13 protein-coding genes, 1 tRNA gene and 1 other RNA gene are annotated in these 12,966 nt (G+C 37.4%); 4 read left to right on the top strand and 11 right to left on the bottom strand.

The window, feature by feature from the left end; all coding sequences use genetic code 11:
• Window positions 1–251: 251 nt before the first annotated feature.
• From ABH968_RS26495 to ffs, 6 genes are all read right to left on the bottom strand, one after another.
• On the bottom strand, window positions 252–524 hold the full coding sequence (locus tag ABH968_RS26495) for a pro-sigmaK processing inhibitor BofA family protein (protein ID WP_370048830.1): 273 nt from the start codon (window positions 522–524) through the stop codon (window positions 252–254).
• A 228-nt stretch (window positions 525–752) separates the two neighbouring features.
• Entirely contained in the window at window positions 753–968 is a 216-nt protein-coding gene (locus ABH968_RS26490) for a YaaL family protein (RefSeq protein ID WP_370048828.1), read from the bottom strand.
• Between the two features lie 13 nt (window positions 969–981).
• Window positions 982–1,578, bottom strand: coding sequence for a recombination mediator RecR (gene recR / locus ABH968_RS26485; protein ID WP_370048826.1), 597 nt, complete (start codon window positions 1,576–1,578; stop codon window positions 982–984).
• Between the two features lie 11 nt (window positions 1,579–1,589).
• Complete coding sequence (locus tag ABH968_RS26480) at window positions 1,590–1,904, bottom strand: YbaB/EbfC family nucleoid-associated protein (protein ID WP_370048824.1); 315 nt, start codon at window positions 1,902–1,904, stop codon at window positions 1,590–1,592.
• Window positions 1,905–1,925: 21 nt separating this feature from the next.
• A complete protein-coding gene (gene dnaX, locus ABH968_RS26475; RefSeq protein WP_370048822.1) occupies window positions 1,926–3,713 on the bottom strand; it encodes a DNA polymerase III subunit gamma/tau in 1,788 nt (595 codons plus the stop codon).
• A gap of 249 nt (window positions 3,714–3,962) precedes the next feature.
• Window positions 3,963–4,230, bottom strand: an RNA gene (gene ffs, locus ABH968_RS26470) — signal recognition particle sRNA large type.
• Between the two features lie 179 nt (window positions 4,231–4,409).
• On the opposite strand from ffs, the gene ABH968_RS26465 reads away from it, so the two are divergent.
• The 4 genes from ABH968_RS26465 (at window position 4,410) to ABH968_RS26450 (ending at window position 8,320) form a co-directional block, all read left to right on the top strand.
• Window positions 4,410–4,502, top strand: a tRNA-Ser gene (locus ABH968_RS26465).
• A 310-nt stretch (window positions 4,503–4,812) separates the two neighbouring features.
• Window positions 4,813–6,075 carry an ATP-binding protein gene (locus ABH968_RS26460; protein ID WP_370048820.1) on the top strand — a complete coding sequence of 421 codons (1,263 nt, stop codon included), beginning with the start codon at window positions 4,813–4,815 and terminating at the stop codon, window positions 6,073–6,075.
• The gene (locus tag ABH968_RS26455; RefSeq protein WP_370048818.1) at window positions 6,076–6,954 is read left to right on the top strand and encodes a response regulator; all 879 of its coding nucleotides are present in this window, start codon (window positions 6,076–6,078) and stop codon (window positions 6,952–6,954) included.
• A 91-nt stretch (window positions 6,955–7,045) separates the two neighbouring features.
• Window positions 7,046–8,320: a cation:dicarboxylate symporter family transporter gene (locus ABH968_RS26450; protein ID WP_370048816.1), complete on the top strand. Its 1,275-nt coding sequence runs from the start codon at window positions 7,046–7,048 to the stop codon at window positions 8,318–8,320.
• Window positions 8,321–8,844: 524 nt separating this feature from the next.
• Here ABH968_RS26450 and ABH968_RS26445 read toward each other — a convergent pair.
• From ABH968_RS26445 to ABH968_RS26420, 5 genes are all read right to left on the bottom strand, one after another.
• Window positions 8,845–9,471: an RraA family protein gene (locus ABH968_RS26445; protein WP_370048814.1), complete on the bottom strand. Its 627-nt coding sequence runs from the start codon at window positions 9,469–9,471 to the stop codon at window positions 8,845–8,847.
• 314 nt (window positions 9,472–9,785) lie between these two features.
• The gene (locus ABH968_RS27880) at window positions 9,786–10,694 is read right to left on the bottom strand and encodes a methyl-accepting chemotaxis protein (RefSeq protein WP_483308132.1); all 909 of its coding nucleotides are present in this window, start codon (window positions 10,692–10,694) and stop codon (window positions 9,786–9,788) included.
• Window positions 10,695–10,798: 104 nt separating this feature from the next.
• Window positions 10,799–11,326, bottom strand: coding sequence for an LOG family protein (locus tag ABH968_RS26430; protein WP_370048813.1), 528 nt, complete (start codon window positions 11,324–11,326; stop codon window positions 10,799–10,801).
• 181 nt (window positions 11,327–11,507) lie between these two features.
• Window positions 11,508–12,176, bottom strand: a complete 669-nt coding sequence (locus tag ABH968_RS26425; protein ID WP_370048811.1) for a deoxynucleoside kinase — start codon at window positions 12,174–12,176, stop codon at window positions 11,508–11,510.
• Window positions 12,176–12,811 (bottom strand): deoxynucleoside kinase, encoded by a 636-nt coding sequence (locus ABH968_RS26420; protein WP_370048809.1) that lies wholly within the window; start codon window positions 12,809–12,811, stop codon window positions 12,176–12,178. Before ABH968_RS26420 ends, ABH968_RS26425 begins: the two co-directional genes overlap by 1 nt.
• Window positions 12,812–12,966: the final 155 nt, after the last annotated feature.

Below are 12,966 nucleotides of genomic sequence, written 5' to 3'. Positions count from 1 at the left end.
TTGATGTCCAAAATTTTGTTTCGTTCACCAACTCAAGGTTAGTTACTAAAAACTTTATTGATTACGTTTTGCTTGTTCAGTTTTCAAGGTTCATTTCGTTACCGTTTCTTCAACAGCAACTCTTATATAATATCACGTCGCATACTCGATGTCAACAACTAAATTATTCAACTTAAAATTCATTTGTTTTCCAAACAGTTATCTTAACGACTCTTATTACTATACTACAATATTTTTGTTTTGCAAGCATTTTATAAAAAAAATATTAAAGCAGTTATTCCTAGTACACCCGGAATACCTAATATTGCAATTGTGAACACTGAAAATAGATTGATTGGTACATTATAGCCAGCATACCCTATACCTAAGTGAATAATGAATAATAGTAGAAAGGCAAAAGCAAATCTAAACCAAAACACAGACATTCCTTCTAAAATTTTACCCATCTTGGCATGTCTTATTATTATATAAAGAAAAAGAAGCACTACAGGCACACAAAAGCTCATAATTACTAACCACGACATATGGTTTCCCCCTTAGCAATATAATTATGAAAGTTTATGTTTCCTGTTTTGCTTCTATGAATATCAATTATACCTCGGCATAATTTCGTCCGGATTCGGCTTTGTACTTAGGCCTGCGTGATGCAGGTCAGTTAGCCGTTATCGCATGGATGCGATGATTTTAGGCTAACATCCTACATGAACTCCTTTCCGATTCCGTGACACCCGCTGAAATAAGTTAAAAAACTATTATTTAATTAATACTCTCCGAATTCTAGCTTCTTTGAATAAATAAAAATGTATACTCTCCGCTGCCTTCTTTTGAGCAATTACTTCTAAATCATAGTCATCTAGTAGTTCTTCAATTATCTTTGCCTGCTGTAAATCCTCTTTTGTTTCTTTTATAAGACTCACAAGCTTGTCGTCGAATTCTTTTTTTAATTTCCCCTTACTGCGGAAGAACATATTAATCCCTCACTCACAATTCTCGGCGACCTTCCATTGCCTTCGATAACGTTACTTCATCTGCATATTCTAAATCCCCACCTACTGGTAGTCCATGAGCGATCCGTGTTGTTCGAATGCCAGATGGCTTCACTAAACGAGAAATATACATAGCTGTTGCCTCGCCTTCAATAGTTGAATTCGTAGCTAAAATAAGCTCCTGAACAGCCTCATCTTGCAAACGAACTAGTAGGGAAGCGACATTAATATCCTCTGGACCAATACCATCCATAGGTGAAATAGCTCCCTGTAATACATGATACATACCATTGAAATCACGCATTTTTTCCATCGCAATTACATCTTTTGTATCTTGAACAACACAAATAATAGAATGATTTCGTTGTTTGTCCGTACAAATATGGCATGGATCTACATCAGTTATGTTGCCACATACGGAGCAGTAGCTTAAATTTCGTTTAGCATCAATTAATGCCTTTGAAAAGGATAAAACGTCATCCTCTTTCATTGTTAATACAAAAAACGCCAGACGAGCCGCGGTCTTCGGCCCGATACCTGGCAATTTCATAAAACTATCAATCAGTTTCGATATTGGTTCTGGATAGTACATTTATTTACCTCCTAGAATGGAAGGTTCATGCCCTGAGTGAATTTACCCATTGTTGCATTTGTTTTTTCATCTACTTTTTTCAATGCTTCATTTGTAGCAACAACGATTAAATCTTGTAGCATTTCGATATCGTCTGGATCTACTACTGATGGATCAAGATTTACTTCTACGATTTCACGTTGACCAGTTACACTTACTTTCACCATACCGCCGCCAGCAGAACCTTCAAATTGCTCTGCATTCAAAGCCTCTTGAGCCTCCATCATTTCCTTTTGCATTTTTTGCATTTTTTTCATCATACCTTGCATATTTCCCATTCCACGCATAAACATATTCCTCCTAAATGATTAGTCTTCAACAATTTCAATAAAATCTTTACCAAACAGCTTTTCTGCTTCCGTCACAAGCGGATCTTGTGAAGCAAGTGGTTGAGCATCGTCGATAAACGGCCCTTCTGGCACTTCTGCCGGTGGTGGCTCTAATAATTCTACTTCATGATCGGTCTCATTCTGAGATTTCTTCTGCTGCTGTAAGCCATGATCACGAATAAACTCTTCACGTAATTTTAACCAAGCCTCTTCAGGCGTACAAAGCATTTCGTACATAGTACCACTTTGCCCTGCAATTAATTGTGTGAATTGAGCTTTTAGGGATTGATTATCAGCAACCATTTGACAATGAATATCATACTTGAATTTTAACACAAAAGCACTTGAAGATGCCGCAACAGGTTCAGCCTCTGCTAAAAGAGCTGACTGAGATTTTTGCATTTGGCTTAATGCCTGTGCCCAAACCGATTTGATACGTTGCACATCTTGCTTTGTAGCATCCTTTAGCACCTCTAGAATACGACCTGTTGGTGCTTTATATCCATTTGGACTTTTAGCTCGAGGACGTTGCTCTTTTGGTGCTTGCGTTGTTTGCATAGGAGCACCGGCTTGTAATTGAGCTGACAGTTGTTGCACCACCTGCTCAAGTGCCACGATTTTTTGAGCAAGCTCAGGGCTCATCGCTACCTCACCTGAAGTGGTAGTTTGACCAACTGCCCCACCCGAAAATTGCACCATTTTAAGTAATGCTGTTTCTAAGTAAATCTTTGTATGGTGGGAGAACCGCATTTCTTGCTGTGTTTTCGCTAAAATATCAATGTAGCCATATAGCAAATCGGGTGCAAAATCATGCGCTAATGTAAATACTCGCTCCTCTGGTGATACTAGCTCTAATAATTCAGCCAAATCCTCACTTGTTTGCAGTAATAATAAGTCCCGGAAAAATGTAATCAGGTCCTCTGAAAGGCGAAGAGGATCTTTCCCATCCGCAATAAGCTGTTCTAATAACGCAAGCATTTGTGCGACATCTTTTACTTTTAGAGCTTCTGCTAATTCATAGAAAACTTCCTGACTAATAGAACCTGTAACAAGTAATGTATCCTCTAGCTTCAACTTTTCTCCACTGAAGGATACAACCTGATCTAATAAACTTAAAGCATCACGCATACCACCAGCTGCTGATTGTGCGATTACCTTCAAACCTTGCTCCTCAAATGGTAACTCAATATCCTCTAATACAACTTTCATGCGCTCAATAATATCATTGGTTGAAAGACGCTTGAAATCAAAGCGCTGACAACGAGAAATAATCGTTGCAGGCAATTTGTGAGGCTCTGTCGTTGCTAAAATAAATACAGCATGAGAAGGTGGTTCTTCTAATGTCTTTAAAAGTGCATTGAAAGCACTCGTAGAAAGCATATGCACTTCATCAATGATATACACTTTATATCTGCTACTAGCAGGAGCAAATCGAACTTTCTCAATGATGTCACGTATTTCTTCAACGCGTGAATTAGACGCCGCGTCAAATTCAATAACATCCGGGTGAGAACCTTCCGTAATGCTTAAACAAGTAGCACATTCATTACAAGGCTCATTTGATGGTGCATGCTCACAGTTTAAAGCCTTTGCAAAAATTTTAGCTGTACTTGTTTTCCCGGTACCACGTGGGCCGGAAAATAAATAAGCATGCGTTGTTTTATTCGCTAGGAGAGCATTTTGTAGCGTTCTTTTGACATGTGCTTGACCAGACATTTCTCGGAATGATTGCGGTCGATACACACGATAAAATGCTTGATACGTCAATGGTTTCCTCTCCTTTTCTTCATTATATAGAATAGTTCTATTATAGCATTTGCTTCATTATTTATAAAATAGTGTTATCGCTTTTCTAAAAATTCGGGACGATCTCTCTCACTTCCCATAGCGAAGGCTGATGTGAATCCTCCTTAAACGTTCTGGAGAGTACCCTTCCATCCCAACAAATATTGTAAAATCATAAAAAAAACGCATCCGCCTTTTGTAGACGGATGCGTTTGAATTGGCAATTTAATGCCGTGCACCTTTCTTCGACAGCCGCACATAAGCGTTACTCTTGTCGTTAGCTCAGATTAGGCAACCCCGCGGCACATGAATAAGACCACTTAATGCTGCTTCCTTCCGGACCTGACATAGTTCATGGGTATCCATTGCGCAGGACCCAATCGTCAACACTACGTGCAAAAGGCAGACCAAACAATACGGACAGCCTCGAAAAAGGAATTCAGTCTCGCTAGAGCGGATTGCGAGTTACAGGACACCGCTACCTTCCCACCTAGCACGGCAATATCTAGTATACTGGCTGTTTTCATAAATTGCAACTTAATACACATAATATTTGTGTGGAATATTCTATCAGCACTGTAAATAAGAAATTATAAAAAAAATAAAAAATCTGTTGACGCGAATTTTAAAATATGATAAATTTATTTTTGTCGATGAGACAACGTAACAAAACAACATGGAGGTATACCCAAGTCTGGCTGAAGGGATCGGTCTTGAAAACCGACAGGCGGGTAACACCGCGCGGGGGTTCGAATCCCTCTACCTCCTCCAGTTTTAAAATTCCGACTACGAATGTAGCCGTTTTTTTTTGCCTAAAAATTGTATGAAACACTTACTAGATGCCACTTCCACTTAGGTTGTGGTATTTTTTTATTGTAAAGTATGATTTTATAAACGGGAATAATCTATAGTATTATTTCATCTAAACAAATGCGCTTTCGTTTCGAAGTCACGTTCCGCCCCAACACAACATCTAAAGTAGTGGTACAATTACCTTTATTTCAAACACGCAAACGAGCTCTTTAGCTTACCTTTTCTTTGCTATACTGCTCCGTTAATATTGATTAGGGAGGATTTTTTTATGCACTCGAAATTTTACATATCTCGCGCTTCCCTCACTTGGATTTTCACAATTGCTCTGTTAACTGCTATCGGTAGTGAGATTAAAATAATGCCTTTCGCTGATACAACTTTTCGTTTCGGATTTGGAAGTATTATTTTCTTTTTATGCACACTGCTTAGACCTACACCTATCATTTTGGCTGGATTTACTACGAGCATCGTGACAACCATTTTTCGAGTTATCATTAATTACTCTTTACATGATGTTCCATTAGTCGATAGTTTACTAATACATTTACCTGCTGCTGCATTTTATATATTGTTTGCAATATGCCTACAAATTCTAAGCATTCATCAATATAGAGAAAAACCACTATTGCTTGGATTGCTAGTTGCGTTTAGTGAAGTATTCAGTAATTTAGTGGAACAACTATTTCGTTTTCTAATAAATTCTTACACTTTTTTACTCCTTCATGATTTACTTATACTATTAGCAGTTGCTTTATTACGTAGTTTTTTTGTTGTTGGTATTTATAGTTCCATTTTAATTGCTGAGCAAAAAAAACGTGTTCAGGAAATGCTTACGATCGGCTCAGATTTATATGTTGAGACACTTTATTTAAAAAAATCTATGAACCACATAGAAGCAATTACAGCCAGTGGGTTTGAATTATATAGACAATTAAAATCGCTAGGCTATCGTGCAGAAAGTTTACAGGCACTTCATATTGCCCAGGAAATTCATGAAGTGAAGAAGGATTCCCAACGCATTTATGCAGGTATTTCTAAAATTGTTGGTGAAAAGAGCTTCGGCTCCCTGAGATTGTCAGAATTATTACATTATATTGAAGATGGAAACAGTAAGTACGCTGATTTTCTCGGAAAAGAAATTGAGTTTAACATAAATATTGAAATCGATTTTCAAACGAAAGAACATATTGCATTGCTTGCACTTTTGAATAATTTAACAGCTAATGCTATTGAATCAATTGAAAATCAAGGTATCATTTCTATTGCCATTCAGCAGCAACAGGATGATACTGTAATAACAGTATGTGATAATGGGAAGGGCATTCCGCAAAGTAATCTCTCTATTATTTTTGAACCTGGATACACCACAAAATACAATGTAGACGGTGTCGCAGCAACAGGTATTGGGCTTTCACATGTTGTTGAATTAGTAAATAAATTAAATGGCTCAATATCCGTTGAATCAAACAATCAAAACACGATGTTTAAAATTGCAATTCCTACGCAAACTATTCAAACGGGAGAGACTTAAATGAGGTATTTTATTGTAGATGATGATCGTGCAAGTCGGGTCATGTTAAAGCAAATTATTGAAGATAGTGGCTTAGGTACAGTTATTGGTGAAGCACGCAATGGTGAGGACGCCATTCCACAAATTTTAATGACACAGCCAGAATTTGTGTTGATCGATTTACTTATGCCTAAGCTGGATGGGATAGCAACAGTCGAGCACCTTATTCAAAATCGTTTTGAGGGACAATTTGTCATGATTTCTCAAGTAGTGAATAAGGAAATGGTAGGTGAGGCATATGAGCAGGGTATAGATTTCTTTATTCATAAACCTATAAATCGTATTGAGGTTGAGAATGTTTTACGTAAAACAACTGAACAATTTCGCCTAAAAAACTCATTGCTTATTATTCGCCAATCACTTACAAATATTGATCTAAGTGAACAAATAAATCATAAAGCAACTTCACGCGATCATACTCAATCTATCTTAAATGATATGGGTATCGTTGGTGAGATCGGAAGCGAAGATATTATAGCTATCATCGAAACATTACTTGCTCATCAGCACAAAATTGCACCACTTCCACCATTAAAGGAGCTTTATGAGGAGATTGCAGTTGTCACAAAGGCTACACCAGATGAAATTTTGAAGGAAAGCAAAGCTATTGAACAGCGTGTGCGCCGTACTATATTAGCAGCGATGATAAATCTCGCCAATTTAGGTGTCGTAGATTATACAAACTCCGAATTTGAATATTATGCACCTCGATACTTTGACTTTAAAGAAATTCGTCTGCTTATGACCCAGATAGAAGATCACAAAAATCGCAAGGCAAAGGTTAATATTAAGAAGTTTATTCAGGTATTATATTCAGACATTTTAACTAAATTAAATTAATTTTCTCGGATTTTGTCGGATTTCATAAGTCCTCCGTATTATTAAAGTAAGGCAAGTCCTAAAAATTTTAATATTAGGAGGTACTAAGGTTTTGAAGAAGAAATTTAGAATCAGTTTAGCCACTCAAATTTTAGTCGGTTTGATTTTAGGGATTATTGTTGGCGGAATATTTTATGGAAGCCCAAAAATCGAAACATATTTACAACCTCTAGGTGATATTTTCCTTCATCTAATTAAAATGATCGTTGTACCGATTATTATTTCAACTTTAATCGTCGGTGTTGCTGGAACTGGAGATATGAAACAGCTTGGACGATTAGGCGGAAAATCGCTTATTTACTTCGAAATTATTACAACAGTAGCAATTGTAATTGGTTTACTTTCCGCAAACTTATTCCAACCAGGCGCGGGCATAAACATGAACGAGCTCTCTAAAGGAGATATTTCGAAATACGTTGCAACTACAGAAGAAGTACAGCATGAAGGACCATTTGATATTATTGTGGGCATAGTACCGACAAATATCATTCAGGCAATGTCTGAAGGTGATATGCTTGCTATTATTTTCTTCTCAGTTATTTTTGGTTTAGGGGTTGCTGCCATTGGCGAACGAGGTAAACCAGTATTAAACTTCTTCCAAGGGGTAGCAGATACTATGTTCTGGGTAACTAACCTCGTAATGAAATTCGCTCCAATTGGGGTATTTGGTTTAATCGGTGTAACCGTTTCCAAATATGGATTCGCTTCACTAATACCACTTGGCAAACTTGCTATACTTGTTTATGCAACAATGCTATTCTTTATTTTTGTCGTTCTTGGTCTTGTGGCCAAATTTGCAGGTATCAGTATCTTCTTCTTAATCAAAGTACTAAAAGATGAGCTGATTTTAGCGTTCTCAACAGCAAGTTCTGAAGCTGTATTACCGCGAATTATGTTGAAAATGGAGAAACTAGGTGCTCCAAAGGATATCGTATCCTTTGTTATTCCAACCGGTTACTCCTTTAACTTAGATGGTTCTACACTGTACCAAGCTATTGCTGCATTATTTATTGCTCAAATGTACGGTATTCACCTAAGCATTGGTGAACAAATTACGTTAATGCTTGTATTAATGGTTACATCTAAAGGGATTGCAGGTGTTCCAGGAGTATCATTCGTTGTACTTCTAGCAACTTTAGGTACTGTCGGCATTCCAATTGAAGGTTTAGCATTCATCGCAGGTATCGATCGTATTCTTGATATGGGACGTACAGTCGTTAACGTAATTGGTAACTCACTTGCGTCATTAGTAATGGCGAAATGGGAAGGCCGTTTCGATTCAGAGAAAATGAAAAATTACTTTAAAGAAAATGAAAATTTAGCATAAAAATTAAAAAAATCCTCACGATGTATGGATGGCATCGTGAGGGTTTTTTTAATTTGATCAATTATACCTCGGCATAATTGCGTCCGGAATCGGCTTTGTGCTTAGGCCTGCACGAGGGCCGACACGATGTCGGTCATTTCGGTAATGCCACAGGACGTGGCGTTTTTACCGATGCAGGTCAGTTAGCCGTTATCGCATGGATGCGATGATTTTAGGCTAACATCCTTTAAGAACTCCTTTCCGATTCCGTGACATCCGCCGGAGGTTTTAGGCCAACAGATGTTTTTTTGCGCGAAAGCGTAGCGTCAGCAGCATGATGTTGGTCACTCAGTCGTGTGTTGTTGCTGCCGCTTCGCTTTCGCACAGATAAATTGCCACAGGACGTGGCGTTCTTAGACTGAGTTCCTCTATTTCAGCGGGTGTTTGGACACCCGCTGAAAAGTAGCTTAAATCCGCATTCATCTCACTACCTAAAGAGGAGGGAGACTTCTGTAGCTGACGCTTTGCTTTCGCTACAAAAAACATTAGCTGAGAGAAGTTAAAACTTTATCTAAATAAGCGATAATAGATTCTTTTCCATTTGCATGTGCTTCTTGTGCGCGTATTTCATCTTTTTCAAGCTTTACCTCAGCAGCTGCAACAATTCGTTCTGCATCTTCCTGCGGCACGACAACGACACCGTCCACATCCCCAATAATATAATCACCAGGATGAACAGTAACGCCTCCAATAGCAATAGGAACATTTATTTTTCCACCACCGTTTTTATTGCCAGCTGCTACCGTTGTGCCAAGGGAGAATACAGGAAAATCTAGCTCACGAATAGCTGCAATATCACGAATAACACCATCTACGACAAAACCTTGTACACCAATACCCTTCGCTAATGAAAGAACAAAATCACCGGCAACTGCACGGTTGGTATTCCCTTTAGCGTCAATTACTAAAATATCCCCTTCTTTAGCAGCTCGAATGGCTTCCAATACTGCACCATTTTCACCATCTGGTAAACGCACTGTTACCGCACGGCCAGCAATTTTATAATGATCTGCTAACGGTTTAATATCACTACGTAAATTCGTATGTCCTCCTGTCGCATCTGAAACTGCAGTCGTTGGCAAATGCTTAAAACTTACTTCCACCTTTGTCATCTATAACACCCCTATTATGATTTATGAAAGCTTTACACAATTATTGTAAATAAAACTCATCTACTATTTCAATATAAATCAGAAAATTATGTAAATAAGGTGTTTGAGGAGTATCTATTACATGCCTTAACCTTTTCTCTAATTTTTGCAATTATTTTTTTCTTCTTTATGAAGCGTGTAAAAAAGAGAGAAATAAAATTTAAAAAATTGCAATCAATTATGCCGAGGCATAATTGATTGCGTCACCTATAGAGGTGGGGGACTTCTATACCTGTCGCTACGCTTTCGGTACAGAAAATAATTGCTGAAATAAGTTAAATTATTTCGGTAAAATGCCTTGATTGTTCATCTAATGCCTCTGCTGCAGTAGCAATTTCAACAAAATCATTCGTTGTTACATTAATTTGACCATTTGTTTTTTCAACTTTTTCAGCTATACGTATGATGCTTTCAGTGACTTGTCCAATCTCTCGCTCTATGCCCTCAACATTATCTTTTACTTCTGAAATAGATTGCTCCACCCTTACAGAAAGTTTTCTAACCTCTTTTGCTACAACATCAAAGCCTCGGCCATACTCACCAGCTCTTGCTGCTTCAATAGCTGCATTTAGTGCAAGTAAATTTGTCTGAGAAGCAATTTCTTGAATGGTCTTTACAATCCCTTTAATGGATTCCGCTTGCTTCTGTAGCTGCGCAAGATTTCTCACATTATCGGCAGACTCTTGTGAAACCTCTTTCACTGTTTTCAGTAAATCCTCGCTATTTTGAATACCAGCCTCCGAACGGCTATGAAGCTCTTTAGACATAACCTTTAATGTATCAGCTACACTAACAATTTCATTTTGGCGTTCAGTAATATTTGTTGCAATTTTCGATACGCCAATTACCTTTCTTGAATTATTAGCAAAGACAGGCATATAAGTAGCCTCAAGCCAAACTCTATTTCCCCTTGCATCCATTCTTTCGATTTTATCCTGATAGCTATTGCCAGCAGCTAAGTTTCGCCAAAATTTTCCGTGTTCTATGCTATTCGCAAATTCCGTTAAACAAAAATCCTTATGATCTTTTCCTATCATTTCCTCAACTTTATAGCCTAATGTTTTAGCAAAAAGTTCATTTACATAGGCGACTTTATGTTCCATATCAAAACGAATAATAGCTATATTTCGTTCAATTGCCAGCACTACATGATCATCAGTAACTTCTGTATCTATTGTCTGCATAATCTACACCTCTTTCATTGTATTAGCGAACTAAAATTTTTATGGTAATAAACCCAATAAAAATATTTATAAAGATTATTTATTGCAGAAAAAACATGGGTATATTACCCATGTTTTTTTAAAAATTTTAATACTTCTTCCGATGTAGTAGCTATACGAATAAGTGATTCTTGTTCCATGCGTATAAAACCTTCCTCGAGCATTTTCTTAAAATGTTGTAGAAGCCCATCATAAAAGTTATTTACATTATATAAAATTACGGGCTTTTCATGTAGTCCAATTTGCGCCCACGTAAACACTTCAAAATATTCATCCATTGTCCCACCACCACCGGGTAAAGCTATAAAAGCATCTGCTAACTCTACCATTTTGGCTTTACGTACATGCATAGACTCCACAAAATGAATCTCTGTTAACGAAGCATGTGCTAATTCCCGCTGCTGTAAATGAGTTGGCATCACGCCAATAACGTCTCCCCCAGCTTCTAATACTGCATCTGCAACTTTCCCCATTAGTCCTGTTTTCGAACCACCATAAACGACACCATGACCATTTTGAGCTAATACAGTTCCTAATTCGGCTGCTTTCTCTGCATAAATTGGGTTTATGCCTAAGCCAGAACCGCAATACACCGCTATTCTTATAACAATCCCTCCTACTCAAAAGACGTGACACAATAGGCTATATATTGTCTCACGTCTTTTGATCATTTATTTTCTTTAATTACTTGTTTCTGCACGTCGCTCCATTTTCGGCCAGAACGCCAAAATTTATCTTCCCATTGTTTTAGAAATATTAGCTTTAATCAACCTTCTACTTACGTAAATGACTCGTTTGTTTTAGCATATGACTGATGCGGCTCACAATTGATTCAATTGCTTCAGGATTTTTTAATAAATCATAATCATTGATATCTAAACGTAGAACCGGGCATGAATTAAAATTATTGATCCAGTTCTCATAGCGTTCATGCATTTCAATCCAATAATCATTCGGTGTTTGTTGCTCCATTGAACGTCCACGCTCTTGAATACGGCCAATTACATCATCAATTGGCCCCTCTAGATAAACAAGTAAATCTGGATGCGGGAAGTACGGTGTCATCACCATCGCATCAAATAAATTGGTATACGTCTCATAATCTGTTGGGCTCATTGTACCTTTGTCATAGTGCATCTTCGCGAAAATCCCTGTATCTTCGTAGATTGAGCGATCTTGAATAAATCCGCCGCCATATTCAAAGATTCGCTTCTGCTCCTTAAAACGCTCCGCTAAAAAATACACCTGTAAATGGAAGCTCCATTTTTCAAAGTCCTCATAAAATTTATCTAAATATGGATTCGTATCCACCTTTTCAAATGACGTACGGAAATTTAGCGCCTCTGCCAACGCCTTTGTCATCGTTGATTTCCCTACACCAACCGTACCAGCGATTGTAATGACCGTTTGTGGTGGAATATCGTATTTCTCTCTCAAATTCATTATTGCAAACTCCTTTGTTGTAACGTGTCCTTTATTGTTTGTAAAACATATGTCAAATCATTTGGATTTTTTACGAAATCAAGCTGATCACCATTAAATCGAATAATAGGAATTTCAGGATGCATCTTCTCAAAATGCTCGATAAAGGAATGATAATCTGCCACCAATTGCTCCATGTAATCTCGTGAAATCATTTTTTCAAATTCACGACCGCGCATCGCAATACGTTTCATCAACGTATCAACACTGGCATGTAAATAAACAACTACATTAGGTACAGGCATATCTTTCGTTAATATTTTATAGATTTCCTCGTATTTATCATACTCAGTTGATGCCAATGTACGCTTTGCAAATATTAAATTTTTAAAAATGTGGTAGTCCGCTACAACGGGTTTATCATGCGTTAAACGGAAACTTTTTATATCCGATAATTGTTTATAGCGATTACATAAGAAGAACATTTCCGTTTGGAAGCTCCATTCCTCAATGTTTTCATAAAACTTATTTAGAAAAGGGTTTTCGTCTACTATTTCTTTTAATAGATGGTAATTAAATGTCGCTGCAATCTCTTTCGATAAAGAGGTTTTACCAACACCAATCGGACCTTCTACCGTAACAAATGGAACCGTCACCAGAAGCTCCTCCTTTATGTTCTAATGGATTCTATCGTCAATTGCCTCGTCCTCGAGGTTTTTATAATCAGTGCTTTTCATTGTATCATAGTGAGAAAATGAAAAACAGAATCAAACTATTTCTCTATTAAGACAGATGATAAAAAACAAAAAAA

It is taken from the genome of Lysinibacillus sp. RC79 (assembly GCF_041262405.1).
In the GTDB taxonomy this organism is placed as follows: domain Bacteria; phylum Bacillota; class Bacilli; order Bacillales_A; family Planococcaceae; genus Lysinibacillus.
Note: the sequence above shows the minus strand (reverse complement) of the source record. Positions and strands in the feature narration are given on the sequence as shown.

What these genes read in the sequence shown, in the direction of transcription:
- ABH968_RS26455 (WP_370048818.1), top strand. Translation starts at nt 6,076, where the DNA reads ATGAGGTATTTTATTGTAGATGATGATCGTGCAAGTCGGGTCATGTTA.
- ABH968_RS26495 (WP_370048830.1), bottom strand. Translation starts at nt 524, where the DNA reads ATGTCGTGGTTAGTAATTATGAGCTTTTGTGTGCCTGTAGTGCTTCTT.
- ABH968_RS26445 (WP_370048814.1), bottom strand. Translation starts at nt 9,471, where the DNA reads ATGACAAAGGTGGAAGTAAGTTTTAAGCATTTGCCAACGACTGCAGTT.
- ABH968_RS26425 (WP_370048811.1), bottom strand. Translation starts at nt 12,176, where the DNA reads ATGAATTTGAGAGAGAAATACGATATTCCACCACAAACGGTCATTACA.
- ABH968_RS26480 (WP_370048824.1), bottom strand. Translation starts at nt 1,904, where the DNA reads ATGCGTGGAATGGGAAATATGCAAGGTATGATGAAAAAAATGCAAAAA.
- ABH968_RS26460 (WP_370048820.1), top strand. Translation starts at nt 4,813, where the DNA reads ATGCACTCGAAATTTTACATATCTCGCGCTTCCCTCACTTGGATTTTC.
- ABH968_RS27880 (WP_483308132.1), bottom strand. Translation starts at nt 10,694, where the DNA reads ATGCAGACAATAGATACAGAAGTTACTGATGATCATGTAGTGCTGGCA.
- ABH968_RS26490 (WP_370048828.1), bottom strand. Translation starts at nt 968, where the DNA reads ATGTTCTTCCGCAGTAAGGGGAAATTAAAAAAAGAATTCGACGACAAG.
- recR (WP_370048826.1), bottom strand. Translation starts at nt 1,578, where the DNA reads ATGTACTATCCAGAACCAATATCGAAACTGATTGATAGTTTTATGAAA.